Source organism: Frigoribacterium sp. PhB107, assembly GCF_003751515.1.
Classification (GTDB): domain Bacteria; phylum Actinomycetota; class Actinomycetes; order Actinomycetales; family Microbacteriaceae; genus Frigoribacterium.
Genome location: NZ_RJKU01000001.1, coordinates 162,781 through 177,904, shown reverse-complemented (window position 1 = coordinate 177,904; position 15,124 = coordinate 162,781). Strand labels below are relative to the sequence as shown.

Genomic DNA, 15,124 nt, shown 5'->3' with positions numbered 1-15,124 from the left:
ATGCGGGTGCCCTCGGGCGCTGTGTCGTTCACGCGGGGGTGCCTCCCGAGTCGCGCGGACCGCGCTCCCGTGGAGGCTGACCGTGGCGGGTCAGCTGGCGCGGTCGCCTCGGCGGGCCGCCAGCTCGTCGGAGGGATCGGCCGCAGGGGTGCTGTCGAGCTCGACGAGGCTCGTCTCGACCTCGCGGAGGACCTTGCCGACGGCGATGCCGAAGACGCCCTGACCGCGGCTCACGAGGTCGATGACCTCGTCGTCGGACGTGCAGAGGTAGACGCTGGCGCCGTCGCTCATGAGCGTGGTCTGTGCCAGGTCGCTGACCCCCGCCTCCCTCAGCTGGTTCACGGCCGTGCGGATCTGCTGGAGGGAGATGCCGGTGTCGAGCAGCCGCTTCACGAGCTTGAGCACGAGGATGTCGCGGAAGCCGTAGAGCCGCTGCGAGCCCGAGCCGGCGGCGCTGCGGATGGTGGGCTCGACGAGGCCGGTCCGGGCCCAGTAGTCGAGCTGGCGGTAGCTGATGCCAGCGGCGCGGGCGGCGACGGTGCCTCGGTAGCCGCTGTCGGCGTCGAGCTCGGGCATGCCGTCCGTGAAGAGCAGGCCCCGCTCGTAGCGGGATCCCTCAGGGGAACCTGACTCGTTCATTCAGTTGCCTTCCACGTCGCGATCTGACCCGAAACATTCAACACCGGGTTGATGGTTCGACCTGGTCCCACGGTACCCACATCGAGGTCTCGTCGAGGCGACATCCGCGTCGAGGAGTCGGCGTGTCGAGGATATTCGTCGCCGGCCCCGCCGTCTACGTGTCGAGGCGGTCGAGGGCCGAGCGGATGAGCGAGGTGCGGACGACCTCGAGCTGCCCGGCCAGCTCTCGCGAGAGCTCGGCGACCCGTGCCCGACCGGCCGGGTCACGACGACGCGCGACCGAGGCGAGCGCGCTCTCGATGAGGCTGAGCTCGCGCTCGGCGGCCGCTCGGAAGCTGCGCAGGTGACGGGGCTCGATGCCCGAGCGGCCGAGCTCGACCAGGGCGGCCAGCACGGCCAGGGGCTCGTCGCCGTAGGTGTCGGACGGCGAGATCAGCGACGACGCGATCGCGTCGTCGAGCAGGGCCGAGGAGGCGCCCGTCTCGCGGAGCAGGTCGGCACGGGAGAACCGGCGCACGGTCGAGAGCATCGACACCGGAGCCGAACCGGTCGGGAGGGTGGACGGCCGTCCGGCGTCGAGGTCGTCGAGGTGCTGACGGATGACCTTGAGGGGCAGGTAGTGATCGCGCTGAAGGCCGAGGATGAAGCGCAGGCGCTCGACGTCGGCGGACGAGAACTTCCGGTAGCCCGACGCGGTGCGCACGGGCGTGACCAGCTGACGTTCTTCGAGGAAGCGCAGCTTGCTGTTGCTCAGGTCGGGGAACTCGGGCTTGAGACGCGCCAGGACCTGCCCGATCGTCAACAGGTCGGCCGACCCGGTCGGCGACGACCGGGCGGCGGCGGAGCCGGGCACTACTGGAGGGCCAGGGTGGCCAGGTCGACGCGCGACGCGTAGAAGGTGAGGCGGAACTTGCCGACCTGCACCTCAGCGCCGTCGCTGAGCAGGGCCTCGTCGATGCGGACGCCGTCGAAGTACGTGCCGTTGAGCGACCCGAGGTCGTTGACCGTGAAGGTCGTGCCTGACCGCCGGAACTCGGCGTGCTTGCGGCTGACCGTGACGTCGTCGAGGAAGATGCCCGCGTCGGGGTGCCGGCCGGCCACCGTGACGTCGGAGTCGAGGAGGAACCGGGCGCCGATGTTCGGGCCCCGTCGGACGACGAGGAGGGCGGAGCCGGACGGGAGCGCGGCGACCGCCTCGCCTTCGTCGGACGTGGCACCGCCCTGGAGCGCAGCGAGCTGGGCCTGGTACTCCTCGTTGAAGCTGAGGGTGGTGTCGACCTCGCGAGAGGACCCGGGGACGCCCTGCGCGGGGGTGTGCGCCGTGTGTGCGCCGGGGCTGCCCTGGTCGGGGCGGTGCTCGTCGGGCACGTGGTGAACGGGCTCTGCCATCGTGGACCTCCTTCGGGTGACCAGCGTATCGGATCGGCGGCACCGGACGGCAACGCTTTTCGGGGCGGGCCGCCCGGGGACGGACGGTCGTCCGCCGAAGGGAGGACACGGCCCGCGGCTGTCGGCGGTCCCTCCGAGAACTCACGACCACCTCCTCGGCGGTTCATAGGGAATTGATCGGCGGACCTCGTTCCATGGTCCTCATCACCTCGACCACCGCCTCAGGAGGCACCCCATGAACGACCGCGAGAGCGACGCCGACCGCACCGCTGACCAGCCGACGCCCGCGACGACGCCGACGCCGACGCCCAGCCCGACCCCGAGCGCGACGCCGACCCCGAGCTCGACGGACCGGGATCCGGCAGAGGCCCGCACGCTCCCCCACGTGACGGGCTCCTCGGACGCACGCTTCGTGTCCGCCGCCGCGGAGGACCCGGCCGCGACGCAGGGCGGCACGGCCGCGTCCGCCCCTTCCCTCCCCTCGGCCTTCGGTCCCCGCCCCCCTCGTCGTCGCCGCCCCGCCCGCTGGGCCCTCGTGACCGGCGCCGCCGCCGTCCTCGTGCTCGGCGTCGGCGGGGCGAGCGTGGGCGCCTGGTCGCTCGGCCACTCCGTCGGCCTCGCCGCCGCGGAGGCACGCCAGCAGACCTACCAGCTCTCGCCCCAGCAGCTGCCCTCGCAGGGCTCGCCGTTCGGCAGCTCGGACGGGTCGTCCTCGGGGGGCCAGCTGCTCCCCGGCCAGGCGCAGGGCGGCACGGGCAGCACCGGCGGCACGGGCGCCTCCGAGTCGTCCGCCACGGCAGCGACCGCGGACGAGACGAAGGGCGTCGTGACGATCGTCAGCACCCTGGACTACGACTCGTCGCACGAGTCGGCCGGCACCGGGATGGTCATGACGGCGGACGGGCTGGTGCTCACGAACAACCACGTGGTGCAGGGCGCGACGAGCATCGAGGTCACCGACGAGACGACCGGGCAGGCCTACACCGCGAAGGTCGTCGGCACCGACGCCACGAACGACGTCGCCGTGCTGCAGCTCGAGGACGCGAGCGGGCTGACGCCCGTGGACTTCGACGCCTCGGGCGACGTGGCCACCGGCGACGCAGTGCACTCGACGGGCAACGCCGGCGGCACCGGGGACCTGGTGACGGCCGAGGGCACGGTGCTCGCGACCGACCAGGCGATCTCCGTCGCCAGCGAGACGGGCAGCGGCACGGAGTCGCTGTCGGGCCTGATCGAGCTGCAGTCGGACGTCGTCTCGGGCGACTCCGGCGGGCCGCTGCGCGACGCCGACGGCGAGGTCGTCGGGATCGTGACCGCCGCCTCCTCGGGCGCCGCTCCGATCACCGGCTACGCCATCCCGATCTCGCACGCGCTGTCGATCGCGAAGCAGATCGTCGCGGGTCAGGGCAGCTCGACGATCCAGATCGGGCTCCCCGCGTTCCTCGGTGCCCAGATCTCGAGCACGGCGACCGGCACCGGGGCAGGCGTCGCGATCGCCGGCACCGTCGAGGGCAGCGCCGCGGAGTCGGCCGGCCTCGTCGCGGGCGACACCGTCACCGCGCTCGACGGCACCGCCGTGGCGGACGCCTCGGCCCTGACCGCGGCCGTCCAGGCGCACGACGCCGGCGACCAGGTGCAGCTGACCTGGACCGACGCGACCGGCACGAGCCACACCGCGACGGTGACCCTCGGCGAGGGCCCCGCGGCCTGACCCCCACGCGTGCGAAGGCCCTTCCTCCCGGTCCGGAGGAAGGGCCTCCGTGCCGTCAGCCGAGCAGGTCGAGGAGGCGCCGGGGACCGACGACGGCGCCGCCCGCGGCCCGCACACGGTCGGCAAGGCCACGATCGGCCGTCACCACGACGACCCGGGGCGTCGCGCCCGCGCCGACGGCAGCGGCCACGCGCTGCTCGACCTCGACGACGATCGCGTCGTCGCCCTCGCCCGGGGCGCGTCGCACCGTGAGCCCGTCGACGTCGGGGGCTCGCCGGGCCTCGCCCTCGAGCACGACCGTCGTCGTCGGCCACCAGGACGTCGCGGCGCCGGGTCCCTCGGGCGGGGCGTCCGACAGGAGCCGGGCGGGGAGGCCGACCGCGAGCGCGTCGGCCAGGGACCCGAGGAGGCGGGCGGCGCCTCCTGCGCGGTCCCGCCACCAGCCGTCGGGCCGCGACCCGACCACGTTCGCCGCGTCGACGACCAGGTGCACGTCGTCGTCCAGCTGGGCGCGGAGGCCGGGCCACGACGCCGCCAGCCCCGGGTGCAGCGGCAGGACGTCGAGCTCGGCCCTCGGCACCCAGCGGAGCTCGAGGCTCTCGGCGTCGGAGATGACCGGCTCGAAGGCGCGCGTGACGGCCGCGACGACGGTCGTGTACGACCAGAAGCCGAGGTCGAGGACCGACTCGGAGCGCAGACGGAGCGCGCCGGCGGGGACGGCGGCCTCCTCGCCTGCCTCGCGGAGAGCTCCCGCCACGGCCGTCTCGTCGAAGTCGCGGGCACCGCCCGGCAGGCCCCAGGTGCCGCCGAAGTGGCTCCACTCGACGCGGTGCTGCAGCAGCACGCGGTCGTCGGCGTCGACCGCCAGCAGGCCCGCGGCGCCCGCGCGGCCCCAGAAGCGACGCCCGTCCGGGCCCTCGACCCAGCCGTCGGCGGGTCCGTGGACGGTCACGACTGCTGCGACAGGACGACGAGCCCCGCCACGGTGCCGAGCACGGCCAGGGCGCCGAGCACGAGGCCGACGATCGCGAGGACGAGCCCCGAGCGCAGCGGGCCGCGAGAGCGCAGCGCACGACTGCGTCGGAGGCCGAGCACGCCGTAGACGAGGGCGCCGAGGGAGAAGACCACGTTGAGGGCCGGGACGGGCACCGCGAAGGCCAGGACGCCCGCCGCGACGGACAGGAACGCCGCGATCGGGCGGTCGGAGGCGGGGCGGGGTTCGGCGTCGCGCGTCATCGCTGGTGCTCCTCGGGTCGGTGCGCCCAGGTTACCGGCCGCCGCTCCGAGGACGACGTGACACCCAACCGGCAGGCCGGGGACTCCGAACGAGGACAGGGGGCTGGCCCGGAACCCGATGTCGGGCCAGCCCTCCGCTCGTGCTGCTGCCGCCTCGGCCCGCGCCTGCCGTCACTGCTGCTGGACGGAGAAGACGTTCCCTGCGGGGTCGTGGAACCAGGCGATGTCGGGGCCGTGGCCCGAGGCGCGCCCGCGGACGACCCGGTCCTCGCCCGCCCAGGGCCCGCCCGGGTCGGGCCTGAGCCCGCGCTCGGCGAGACCGGCCAGGGCGACGTCGAGGTCGTCGACGACGAGGTTGAGGACGGTGAAGCCTGCGGGCCGGTGGTCGTCCTTGCCGTAGACGAGGACCCTCGCGGCGCTGCCGGGCAGCTCGACCTGCAGCATCGTGCCGTCCATGAGGGGCGTGACGGCCAGTCCGAGCACCTCGCCCCAGAACTCGGCCGCCGCCGGGACGTCGTCGACGCTGAAGCCGCTGTAGGCGCTGACGGGCTCGAACACGGGGACCTCCTCGATCGGGACACCAGTGTGCGCCTCGGGACGTGCCCCGGGGAAGGGCGCGCCCCGAGGCGGTTCCCGGTTCACACGAAGCGGACGGCCTGCTGGAGGCGTTCCCGGATCTCGAAGACGTCGGAGAGCGCCGTCCGGTCGCCCAGCTCGGGACCGTGGCGGAGCACCTGGGCGAGGAGCGAGCGACGGAGGACCCACGTGCTGCCCCGTCGCCCGCGCCCGACCTGCTCGAGCGCCGTGGGCAGGTCGTCGTCGGGCACGACGATCAGCTGGTGGGTGAACGACACCCGGGTCTCGCGGCGGACGGCGCGGGCCTGCCTCGTCACGTCGCGGACTGGCTGCTCGTCGAGGGGGATGCCCGGGCCGACGAGGTCGCCCTTGGACACGGTGACCTCGCTCCCCCAGTCGGACGACTGCACGGCGAACAGGCCGGAGGGGCCGAGCACGATGTGGTCCAGCTTGCCGTCGGGGCCGGCGTCGACGTCGCTCCAGATGGTGAAGCCGATGCCGAGCCCGGTGACGATCGCGACCGTCGCCTCCTCGGCCAGGGCGTCGGCGAGCACGTGCCGGATCTCCGGGGGCGCGCTCCGCACGAGGGCCTCGTCGTAGGGGTCGTCGAGGGGGACGCCGCGGCCGACCCACTCGCGCATCAGCGACAGGTAGCGCTCACGGTTGGCACCGCCGGGATGGCCGTGCACCCGGGCCCTCGGCCGGGAGTCGGTGCGCTGGGGATCACGGGGCGGCGGGGCCCAGCCGGGCGTCGGGGCACCGGAGGGAGACGACGCGGAGCCCGAGCGGCCGGACGCCGACGACGACGGGCGTCGACGGTCGTACGCGGCTCGCGCCTCCGGCGTCCCGACCGCCTCCCACGCCAGCTGCAGGTCGCGGAAGGCCGAGGCGCTGCCGCCGAGGTCGGGGTGCGTCTCGCGGGCGAGGCGGCGGTAGGCACGTCGCAGGTCGTCGTCGGAGGCCGTGGAGGGGACGCCGAGCACCTCGTAGGCGGTCGCAGAGGCAGGACTGGGCGTCACCCCGCAACGATATCGGGCCGCGGCTGGGCAGGGCGTCGGCGTCGGTGTCGGCGTCGGCGTCGGCGTCCACCGGACACCGAGCCGCCCCGCCTACCGTGCACGGCACACGTCCCCCACGAGAGGAAGCACCGCATGCCCGTTCCCGTCCGCACCGTCATGAGCCCCGCCCGCTACGTCCAGGGCAAGGACGCGATCACCCGCCTCGGCGAGTTCGTCGCGCCGATCGGGAGCCGCCCCCTCGTCGTCTCGGACGACGTCGTCTGGGGCCTCGTCGAGGAGGCGGTGGGCACGAGCTTCGCCGCCGAGTCGCTGCGGGTCGAGCGCGTCCCGTTCGGCAGGTTCGCGACGCCGGCCGCGATCGACGAGCTGGCCGAGTCGATCCGGTCGTCGGATGCCGACGTCGTCGTCGCGATCGGCGGCGGCAGCGCCATCGACGCGGCCAAGGCCGCCGGCCACGCCACCGGCATCCGCTGGGTGAGCGTGCCGACCGTCGCCTCGACCGACGCGCCCACCTCGGCCCTGGCCGTCGTCTACACGGACGAGGGCGAGTTCATCGAGTACCGGTTCTTCCCGCGGAACCCCGACCTCGTGCTGATCGACACGCAGCTCGTCGCGAATGCCCCCGTGCAGTTCCTGGTGGCGGGGATCGGCGACGCGCTCGCCACCTGGATCGAGGCCCGCGCGTCGGCGAAGGCCGCCGCGACCACGATGGCCGGCGGACTCGCGACCCAGGCGGGCACCGCCCTGGCCGAGCTGTCGTGGCGCATCATCCACGAGAACGCCTTCTCCGCCCTGGACGCGGTGCGCGACGGGATCGTCACGCCGGCGCTCGAGTCGCTCGTCGAGGCGAACACGCTGCTCTCCGGCCTCGGCTTCGAGTCGGGCGGCCTCGCCGCCGCGCACGCGATCCACAACGGCCTGACCGCCGCCCCGCAGACGCACGGCCTGACCCACGGCCAGAAGGTCAACATCGGCTCGCTGACCCAGCTCGTGCTCGAGGGGGCGCTCCGTGCCGAGATCGAGGACTTCGTCGAGTTCACGACCCGGGTGGGCCTGCCGAACACGCTCACCGAGATCGGCCTGAGCACGGACGACACCGAGGAGCTCGAGGCGGTGGCCGCGGCCGCCACCGTCGAGTCGGAGACCATCCACTCGATGCCGTTCCCGGTGACCGCCGCCGACGTGGTCGCGGCCCTCACCTCGATCGAGCGCCTCTCGCGGTCGATCCGGGCCGACAAGGGCCTGCCCGAGCCGGTGAAGTACGAGGCCGCGCACTAGCAGCACCTCCGGCACCGACACCGCAGAGGGCCCGTCCACGATCGTGGACGGGCCCTCTGCGGTGTCGGTGGTCAGGCGCGCGCGGCGGCCCGGTTCGCTCTCCAAGCGCGCCAGCGCAGCCGGAGGCGGTGGGCGAGCCGTCGGACGGCCTGCGTGACGCGGTGTGCCGCCGGGAACTCCGTGCCGAGGACGGCGACCCCGACGAAGACGATCAACCAGCCGGGACCGGGCAGCGGGACGAGCACCAGGCCGACGGCGATCACGACCACGCCCGCCAGCGCCACGCCCACCTTGTAGGCCACGCGGAGACGGGGGTAGCCGTCGAGCTTCGCTCGCCCGGCACGCCAGCGAGCTCGCGCCCGGGCGGTCCGGCCGAGACCCTCCTCGGGGGCGCCCGGAGTCGTCGCACCGTGGGGAGCGCCGTCGTCGTGCGGGCCGGCGGCGGGCCGGGACGGGGCCACGGCGGTCTCGGAGGTCATGCGGAGAACCTAGGCGGCTCCCCTGGCAGACCGCGCCGTGGCGCCTGCCAGGCACCTGGGCGCCGGTCGTTCCTGGGAGCGGGGAGGCCGGGCGGGCGTACCCAGGACGCAGGGCCCCCGCCTGCGGGGACCGTCACGATCATGAGCGCCGCACCGCTGCGGCACGAGGAGGACCCATGAAGACGAGGACCATCGGAGACGTCACCGTGAGCGCGATCGGCCTGGGCGGCATGCCCTTGTCGATCGAGGGACGGCCGGACGAGAAGCAGGCGATCGCCACGATCCACGCCGCTCTCGAGCAGGGCATCACCCTGATCGACACCGCCGACGCGTACCACCAGCCCGGCACCCACGAGATCGGGCACAACGAGTCGTTGATCGCCCGGGCGCTCGAGAGCTTCCACGGCGACACCTCGGACGTGCTCGTCGCGACGAAGGGCGGCCACCTCCGACCGGAGGCCGGAGCCTGGGCACAGAACGGCGACCCGGCCTACCTGAAGGAGGCGGCGCGCGCGTCCGCGCAGCGCCTCGGCGTCGAGACCATCGGCCTCTACCAGTTCCACCGCCCCGACCCGGCCGTGCCGTACGCCGACTCGGTGGGCGCCCTGGCGGAGTTGCTGGACGAGGGAGTCATCAGGATGGCCGGCATCTCGAACGCCACCGTCGACCAGATCCGCGAGGCGAACGACGTCCTCGACGGGCGCCTGGTCTCCGTGCAGAACCAGTACTCCCCCGCGTTCCGCTCGAGCACCGAGGAGCTCGTGCTGTGCGACGAGATGGGCATCGCCTTCCTGCCGTGGAGCCCGCTGGGCGGCATCACGAACGCCGCCGACCTCGGCACGAAGCACGCCGTCTTCGCCGAGATCGCCAACGCGCGCCGGATCTCGCCCCAGGTGCTGACCCTTGCGTGGGAGCTGCACGCGTCCGAGCTGGTCATCCCCATCCCCGGGTCGACTCGTCCGCAGACGATCATGAACTCGGCCACCGCCGCGACGATCAAGCTGTCCGCCGACGAGGTGCAGCGGCTCGACGCAGCCGCCGACGCCGCGTGACTTGACGGGCGCCTCCGGGCGACGGCACGGGCGGACGGGCGACGGTCAGTGGTACGGATTCCGCATCGGGATCAGCTGCGGGCCCTCGCCCGGCACGTCGAACCCCTCGGGAAGGTCGGTCGCCGTGACCTGTCCCGGCAGCCGCGGGGCCGGATCGAACCCGCCCGGCGTGCGGCGCACCTGGCCGCGGAGGCTCAGCGGGCCGCGTCGGAGCCTCTCGTCGAGGCCCCGCGACCAGGTGGCCACGGCCAGGTCGTCGAGGGGCGTCTCGCCCTCGCGCTGCCACACGAGCACGACCGAGCGGGCCCGCACGTCGCTCGCCTGGTCGCGGACGACGCGCTCGAGGGAGGCGACGTCGCGGCCGTAGGGCAGCCGGGGCAGCCCCCTCAACCGGATCAGGTTCGCGCAGGGGTACTCGCCGCGGTCGAAGAACGCGACGTAGACGAGGTCCTCGTCGCAGGGCTCGTCGCAGACGACGCTCGCCCACTGCGCGAGGGCGGACTCGGAGGAGCTGGCGGGCAGGGGCGGGACGGTGCGCTCTGAGGTGGTCATGGGGACCACCGTGCCGGAGCGGGCGTCCCGGCTCGACCCGCGCCTCCTCGACTGTGGACGGTGCCAAGCCCCCTCGGCGCTGGGGAGGGATCACGCCCCCTGCGGCTTGGGGAGGACGGGCCGTGAGCACGGTCACCCGGGCACACTGGGGCGATGGCTGCTCACGAGAACCAGACCGTCACGTTCCCCGACGGACGCACCGCCCCCGCCCTGGGGCTCGGCACCTGGGAGCTCGGCGACGATCCCCGTCGACGCGACGCCGAGCTGGCGGCCCTCCGCGAGGGGCTCGACCTCGGCATGACCCTCGTCGACACGGCGGAGATGTACGGGCGCGGCGCCTCCGAGCGACTCGTCGCCCAGGCGATAGCGGGTCGGCGTGACGAGGTGTTCCTCGTGAGCAAGGTGCTTCCCTCGAACGCGAGCCGTCGGGGAACGATCGAGGCGTGCCACGCCAGCCTCGCCCGCCTCGGCACCGACCGGCTCGACCTCTACCTGCTGCACTGGCGCGGCGGCCACCCGCTCGAGGACACGGTGGAGGCGATGGAGGCGCTGGTCGCCGAGGGCGCGATCGGCGGCTGGGGCGTCAGCAACTTCGACGTCGACGACCTGGACGACCTCGCCCGGGCCACCGGCGGCTCGTACTCGCCCCAGACCGACCAGGTGCTCTACAACCTCGCGCGCCGGGGGCCTGAGCACGACCTGCTGCCGCGCCTGCGCGAGTCGGGGACGCCGCTGATGGCGTACTCGCCCGTCGACCACGGCGAGCTCCTCGACCACCCGGTCGTCGCCTCCGTCGCTGCCGACCTCGGCGTGACGCCGGCCCAGCTCGCGATCGCCTGGGTGCTGCGGCTCGCGCCCGACGTGCTGCTCGCCGTGAAGGCCGGCAGCGTCGAGCACGTGCGCGAGGACGCCGCAGCCCTCGCCGTCGACATGGACGACCAGGCGTTCGTGCAGCTCGAGCGCGCGTTCCCGGCCCCGACCGGGCCCGTGCCGCTCGAGGTGCGCTGAGGTGTCGGCACTCCGCGAGTTCGGGTCGGGCGTCGCGGTCCTCGGCCGGGGGCTCCGCCTCTGGGGCACGTCGCCGCGGCTGATGCTGCTCGGGGCCGTGCCCGCCCTGATCGTCGGCGCCGTCTTCGTCGCCCTGCTCGTGCTGGTGAACGGGCAGGCGGACGACCTGGCCGTCCTGGCGACCCCGTTCGCCGACCGGTGGCCGGAGTGGGGCCGCGTGCTCGTCCGCGTCGGCGTCGGCGTCGCGGTCGCCCTGCTTGCCGTGCTGCTCACCGTGGTGACCTTCACCGCCGTGACGTTGCTCGTCGGCGATCCCTTCTACGAGCGCATCTGGCGGCACGTCGAGCAGCGCGAGGGCGACGCACCGGCCGACGTCGACCACGGCTTCTGGCGCGGGGTGCTGCGGAGCGTCGGCGACTCCGTCCGCCTGCTGCTCGCCACCGCGGCGGTCGGCGTCTGCCTGTTCGTCGGCGGCTTCGTCCCGGTCGTCGGGCAGACCCTCGTGCCCGTGCTCGGCGCGCTGACCGGCGGCTGGTTCCTGGCCGTCGAGCTGACCGGGTTCGCCCTCGACGCCCGCGGGCGGTCGCTGCGGCAACGGCGGGCGGCCCTGGCGGCGAACCGCTGGCGGACCCTCGGCTTCGGCACGGCCACCTGGCTGTCGTTCTTCGTCCCCCTCGGGGCCGTCGTCGTGATGCCCGCCGCGGTCGCCGGCGCGACCCTGCTGGCGCGCGACGCCGCGGGCGCGCAGGACGCCCTGGCGCGTGACGCCCAGGTGCGACAGGGTGGTGAGGAGGCGCTGCCGCCACCATCCAGTCGAAGGAGACCGAATGAAGATCGACAAGGCCGAGGTCATCGTCACCAGCCCTGACCGCAACTTCGTCACGCTGAAGCTGACCACCGACGAGGGGGTCACCGGGCTCGGCGACGCCACCCTGAACGGTCGCGAGCTCGCGGTCGTCGCCTACCTCAGCGAGCACGTCGTGCCGCTCCTGATCGGCCGGGACCCCGGTCGCGTCGAGGACACCTGGCAGTTCCTCTACCGCAGCGCCTACTGGCGCCGCGGCCCCGTCACGATGGCCGCCATCGCCGCCGTCGACGTCGCCCTGTGGGACATCAAGGCGAAGGTCGCCGGCATGCCGCTCTACCAGCTGCTCGGCGGTGCCTCCCGCACCGGCCTGCTCACCTACGGCCACGCCTCCGGCAAGGACCTGGACGAGCTCTTCGACAGCGTGCGCGACCACCAGGAGCAGGGCTACAAGGCGATCCGCGTGCAGACCGGCGTGCCCGGGCTGAAGTCGATCTACGGCATCGCCTCGAACGCCACCTTCGACGCCAACACCGGCGTGCGCTACGACCACGAGCCCGCCCAGCGCGGCGCCCTGCCGAACGAGGAGGACTGGGACACCCGCTCGTACCTGCGGCACGTGCCGACCGTCTTCGAGGCCGTGCGGAACGAGTTCGGGCCCGAGATCCCGCTGCTGCACGACGGCCACCACCGCATGACGCCGATCCAGGCGGCCTCGCTCGGCAAGAGCCTCGAGCCCTACGACCTGTTCTGGCTCGAGGACGTCACCCCGGCCGAGAACCCCGAGGCTCTGCGGCTCGTCCGTCAGCACACGACGACGCCCCTGGCGATCGGCGAGATCTTCAACACGGTCTGGGACTACCAGCAGATCATCCGCGAGCAGCTGATCGACTACGTGCGGAGCGCCGTCACCCACACCGGCGGGATCACGCACCTGCGCAAGGTGCTCGACTACGCGGCGCAGTACCAGATCAAGTCGGGCATGCACGGGCCGACCGACATCTCGCCCGTCGGCATGGCGGCCGCGATGCACCTCGGCCTCGCGATCCACAACTTCGGCATCCAGGAGTACATGAAGCACGGCGAGAAGACCGACTCGGTCTTCGAGCAGAGCTTCACCTTCACGGACGGCATGCTGCACCCCGGCGAGGAGCCGGGCATCGGGGTCGAGCTGAACGTCGACGAGGCCGGGAAGTACCCGTACGAGCAGGCCTACCTGCCCTACAACCGGCTCGCGGACGGGACCGTGCACGACTGGTGAGCTGAGGAGGCGCTCGAGAGGCCCCGGATCGACCTCGCGCCACGGCTGCGGGTCGATCTGGGGCCTCTCGTCGCGGCGGGCAGGTCAGTCGCCGCGGTAGGCGGCCTCGAGGTCGGCGACGACCAGGCGACTCATGCCCATCATCGCCTCCATCGCGCGGGAGGCGCCGGCCGGGTCGGACCCGCCGACGGTCCGCTGCACGGCGCTCGGCACGACCTGCCACCAGAAGCCCCAGCGGTCGCGGACCCAGCCGCACCGCCCCTCCTGGCCGCCGTCGGAGGCGAGGGCGTCCCAGATCCGGTCGAGCTCCTCCTGGTCGTCGACCGGCACCGAGAGCGAGACGGCCTCGTTGGGGACGAACCCTGGGCCGCCGTTGAGGCCCTGGAAGCCCTGGCCGTCGAGGTCGAACTCGACGACGAGCGCCTGGCCGGCCAGGGCCGGGTCGGGGAAGTCGTCCGGGTACCGGGACACGTGCGAGATGTGGGAGACGGGGAACAGCGAGACGTAGAACGTCGCGGCCGCCTCGGCCTCGCCGTCGAACCACAGGACTGGGGTGATGCGGGGCACGGGGCGCCTCCTCGGCTCGGTCGCGCCGACGACGGTGTCGGCGCGTTCGGCAGACGCTACCGCGCCCAGCCCCCGGCCGCGAGGGTCAGCCGATCAGGGTCTCGATCGGGCCGCGGACGAAGTAGACGAGGAACCCGACCGCGACGATCCACAGCAGGGGGCTGATCTCGCGTGCCTTGCCCGAGAACGCGCGGACGATCACCCACGTGACGAAGCCGACGCCGATGCCGTTGGCGATCGAGTAGGTCAGCGGCATGACGATGATCGTGAGGAACACGGGCAGGGCGACGCTGAAGTCGGTCCAGTCGATGTCCTTGATCTGCGAGACCATCAGCGCGCCGACGATGACGAGCGCCGCGGCGGCGACCTCGAGCGGCACGACCTGGGTCAGCGGCGTGAAGAACATGGCGAGGATGAAGAGCAGCCCGGTGACGACCGAGGCGAAGCCGGTGCGGGCGCCCTCGCCGATGCCGGAGGCCGACTCGACGAAGACGGTGTTCGACGACGAGCTCGTCGCGCCGCCGGCGACCGCGCCGATGCCCTCGACGACGAGCGCCGACTTCAGGCGGGGGAACGTGCCGTCGGGTGCAGCGACGTCGGCGGCCTTCGCGAGTCCGGTCATCGTGCCCATGGCGTCGAAGAAGTTCGTGAAGACGAGGGTGAAGACGAGCATCACGGCCGACAGCCAGCCGATGCGCGCGAAGGCGCCGAGGCTGACGTCGCCGATCAGCGACAGGTCGGGCAGCGCGACGATCTGCGTCGGCAGCACCGGCGCGTTGAGGTTCCAGTCGTCGAGGTTCTGGCCGTTCGAGGTGGGCACCTGGAAGATCGCCTGCAGGACGATCGCGATGACCGTCGAGGCGACGATCCCGATGAAGATCGCACCGCGGACGCGACGGGCCATGAGCACGCCGATGACGACGAGGCCGATGACGAAGGTGATGGTCGGCAGGGTGCTGATCGACCCGCCGTCGCCGAGCTGCACCGGGGGCGACGCGGCGCCGCTCGTGCGGACGAAGCCCGAGTCGACGAGGCCGATGAACGCGATGAAGAGGCCGATGCCGACCGTGATCGCGGTCTTGAGCGCCGCGGGCACCGCGCTGAAGATCATGCTGCGGAGACCCGTGACGGCGAGGATCGTGATGACGAGGCCGTTGATGACGACGAGGCCCATCGCCTCGGGCCAGGTCACGTCCTGCACGACCGTGACCGCCAGGAACGAGTTGATGCCGAGGCCCGCCGCGAAGGCGAACGGGAGGCGCGCGACGGTGCCGAAGAGGATGGTCATGACACCGGCGGTGAGAGCCGTGACCGCGCCGACCTGGCTGTTCTGCAGCCAGCCGCCGAGGACGTCCTTCGCGGCCTGGTCCTCGCTGAAGCCGCCGAGGATCAGCGGGTTGAGGATCACGATGTAGGCCATCGTCACGAAGGTGACGACGCCGCCTCGGATCTCGCGGGCCCAGCTCGAGCCGCGGCCGGTGATCTCGAAGTAGCGGTCGAGGGCACCGGCCACGCCGGGGCGGCGAGAGTCGGTGGACACGGGGGTGGTCAT

General features: G+C 73.2%; 17 protein-coding genes. 6 read left to right on the top strand and 11 right to left on the bottom strand.

The genetic code is table 11. The annotated features are described in order from the left end of the window. Nucleotides 1–90: 90 nt before the first annotated feature. From EDF18_RS00730 to EDF18_RS00720, 3 genes are all read right to left on the bottom strand, one after another. Nucleotides 91–639, bottom strand: a complete 549-nt coding sequence (locus EDF18_RS00730) for a MerR family transcriptional regulator (protein ID WP_123545541.1) — start codon at nucleotides 637–639, stop codon at nucleotides 91–93. Between the two features lie 154 nt (nucleotides 640–793). Beyond that, a complete protein-coding gene (locus EDF18_RS00725; protein ID WP_123545539.1) occupies nucleotides 794–1,492 on the bottom strand; it encodes a MerR family transcriptional regulator in 699 nt (232 codons plus the stop codon). Next, a complete protein-coding gene (locus EDF18_RS00720; protein ID WP_123545537.1) occupies nucleotides 1,492–2,028 on the bottom strand; it encodes an FHA domain-containing protein in 537 nt (178 codons plus the stop codon). Before EDF18_RS00720 ends, EDF18_RS00725 begins: the two co-directional genes overlap by 1 nt. 235 nt (nucleotides 2,029–2,263) lie before the next feature. Here EDF18_RS00720 and EDF18_RS00715 point away from each other — a divergent pair, with 235 nt between their 5' ends. Beyond that, a complete protein-coding gene (locus EDF18_RS00715; RefSeq protein WP_123545535.1) occupies nucleotides 2,264–3,739 on the top strand; it encodes a S1C family serine protease in 1,476 nt (491 codons plus the stop codon). Between the two features lie 55 nt (nucleotides 3,740–3,794). Here the strand turns inward: EDF18_RS00715 and EDF18_RS00710 are convergent, their stop codons facing one another. From EDF18_RS00710 to EDF18_RS00695, 4 genes are all read right to left on the bottom strand, one after another. Then, nucleotides 3,795–4,691 carry an NUDIX domain-containing protein gene (locus EDF18_RS00710; RefSeq protein ID WP_123545533.1) on the bottom strand — a complete coding sequence of 299 codons (897 nt, stop codon included), beginning with the start codon at nucleotides 4,689–4,691 and terminating at the stop codon, nucleotides 3,795–3,797. Next, nucleotides 4,688–4,975, bottom strand: a complete 288-nt coding sequence (locus EDF18_RS00705; protein WP_123545531.1) for a hypothetical protein — start codon at nucleotides 4,973–4,975, stop codon at nucleotides 4,688–4,690. The genes EDF18_RS00710 and EDF18_RS00705 overlap by 4 nt, the downstream gene beginning before the upstream one ends. Nucleotides 4,976–5,146: 171 nt before the next feature. Next, complete coding sequence (locus EDF18_RS00700; RefSeq protein ID WP_123545529.1) at nucleotides 5,147–5,533, bottom strand: VOC family protein; 387 nt, start codon at nucleotides 5,531–5,533, stop codon at nucleotides 5,147–5,149. Between the two features lie 80 nt (nucleotides 5,534–5,613). Next, the gene (locus tag EDF18_RS00695) at nucleotides 5,614–6,570 is read right to left on the bottom strand and encodes a J domain-containing protein (protein ID WP_123545527.1); all 957 of its coding nucleotides are present in this window, start codon (nucleotides 6,568–6,570) and stop codon (nucleotides 5,614–5,616) included. A 132-nt stretch (nucleotides 6,571–6,702) separates the two neighbouring features. Here EDF18_RS00695 and EDF18_RS00690 point away from each other — a divergent pair, with 132 nt between their 5' ends. Further along, entirely contained in the window at nucleotides 6,703–7,848 is a 1,146-nt protein-coding gene (locus EDF18_RS00690; protein WP_123545525.1) for a glycerol dehydrogenase, read from the top strand. 71 nt (nucleotides 7,849–7,919) lie between these two features. On the opposite strand, the gene EDF18_RS00685 is transcribed toward EDF18_RS00690, so the two are convergent. Beyond that, a complete protein-coding gene (locus EDF18_RS00685; RefSeq protein WP_123545524.1) occupies nucleotides 7,920–8,327 on the bottom strand; it encodes a PGPGW domain-containing protein in 408 nt (135 codons plus the stop codon). A gap of 176 nt (nucleotides 8,328–8,503) precedes the next feature. Between EDF18_RS00685 and EDF18_RS00680 the strand changes: the two genes are divergently transcribed. After that, on the top strand, nucleotides 8,504–9,379 hold the full coding sequence (locus EDF18_RS00680; RefSeq protein WP_123545522.1) for an aldo/keto reductase: 876 nt from the start codon (nucleotides 8,504–8,506) through the stop codon (nucleotides 9,377–9,379). Nucleotides 9,380–9,424: 45 nt separating this feature from the next. On the opposite strand, the gene EDF18_RS00675 is transcribed toward EDF18_RS00680, so the two are convergent. Next, nucleotides 9,425–9,931, bottom strand: coding sequence for a hypothetical protein (locus tag EDF18_RS00675; protein WP_123545520.1), 507 nt, complete (start codon nucleotides 9,929–9,931; stop codon nucleotides 9,425–9,427). Between the two features lie 153 nt (nucleotides 9,932–10,084). Between EDF18_RS00675 and EDF18_RS00670 the strand changes: the two genes are divergently transcribed. The 3 genes from EDF18_RS00670 to manD are packed head-to-tail and all read left to right on the top strand — an operon-like array spanning nucleotide 10,085 to nucleotide 13,005. Further along, nucleotides 10,085–10,939 carry an aldo/keto reductase gene (locus tag EDF18_RS00670; protein WP_123545518.1) on the top strand — a complete coding sequence of 285 codons (855 nt, stop codon included), beginning with the start codon at nucleotides 10,085–10,087 and terminating at the stop codon, nucleotides 10,937–10,939. Nucleotide 10,940: 1 nt separating this feature from the next. Then, entirely contained in the window at nucleotides 10,941–11,807 is an 867-nt protein-coding gene (locus tag EDF18_RS00665) for an EI24 domain-containing protein (protein ID WP_199732291.1), read from the top strand. Continuing rightward, entirely contained in the window at nucleotides 11,767–13,005 is a 1,239-nt protein-coding gene (gene manD, locus EDF18_RS00660; RefSeq protein ID WP_123545516.1) for a D-mannonate dehydratase ManD, read from the top strand. Before EDF18_RS00665 ends, manD begins: the two co-directional genes overlap by 41 nt. Nucleotides 13,006–13,089: 84 nt before the next feature. Here the strand turns inward: manD and EDF18_RS00655 are convergent, their stop codons facing one another. Together EDF18_RS00655 and EDF18_RS00650 are read right to left on the bottom strand one after the other, a co-directional pair. Continuing rightward, nucleotides 13,090–13,572 (bottom strand): VOC family protein, encoded by a 483-nt coding sequence (locus tag EDF18_RS00655; RefSeq protein WP_123545514.1) that lies wholly within the window; start codon nucleotides 13,570–13,572, stop codon nucleotides 13,090–13,092. Nucleotides 13,573–13,657: 85 nt separating this feature from the next. Continuing rightward, entirely contained in the window at nucleotides 13,658–15,124 is a 1,467-nt protein-coding gene (locus EDF18_RS00650) for an NCS2 family permease (RefSeq protein ID WP_123545512.1), read from the bottom strand.

Bases quoted from the DNA above. Each gene is read 5' to 3' on its own strand.
- EDF18_RS00730 (WP_123545541.1), bottom strand. From the start codon at position 639: ATGAACGAGTCAGGTTCCCCTGAGGGATCCCGCTACGAGCGGGGCCTG.
- EDF18_RS00720 (WP_123545537.1), bottom strand. From the start codon at position 2,028: ATGGCAGAGCCCGTTCACCACGTGCCCGACGAGCACCGCCCCGACCAG.
- EDF18_RS00715 (WP_123545535.1), top strand. From the start codon at position 2,264: ATGAACGACCGCGAGAGCGACGCCGACCGCACCGCTGACCAGCCGACG.
- EDF18_RS00705 (WP_123545531.1), bottom strand. From the start codon at position 4,975: ATGACGCGCGACGCCGAACCCCGCCCCGCCTCCGACCGCCCGATCGCG.
- EDF18_RS00690 (WP_123545525.1), top strand. From the start codon at position 6,703: ATGCCCGTTCCCGTCCGCACCGTCATGAGCCCCGCCCGCTACGTCCAG.
- EDF18_RS00685 (WP_123545524.1), bottom strand. From the start codon at position 8,327: ATGACCTCCGAGACCGCCGTGGCCCCGTCCCGGCCCGCCGCCGGCCCG.
- EDF18_RS00680 (WP_123545522.1), top strand. From the start codon at position 8,504: ATGAAGACGAGGACCATCGGAGACGTCACCGTGAGCGCGATCGGCCTG.
- EDF18_RS00675 (WP_123545520.1), bottom strand. From the start codon at position 9,931: ATGACCACCTCAGAGCGCACCGTCCCGCCCCTGCCCGCCAGCTCCTCC.
- EDF18_RS00670 (WP_123545518.1), top strand. From the start codon at position 10,085: ATGGCTGCTCACGAGAACCAGACCGTCACGTTCCCCGACGGACGCACC.
- manD (WP_123545516.1), top strand. From the start codon at position 11,767: ATGAAGATCGACAAGGCCGAGGTCATCGTCACCAGCCCTGACCGCAAC.
- EDF18_RS00650 (WP_123545512.1), bottom strand. From the start codon at position 15,124: ATGACCACCCCCGTGTCCACCGACTCTCGCCGCCCCGGCGTGGCCGGT.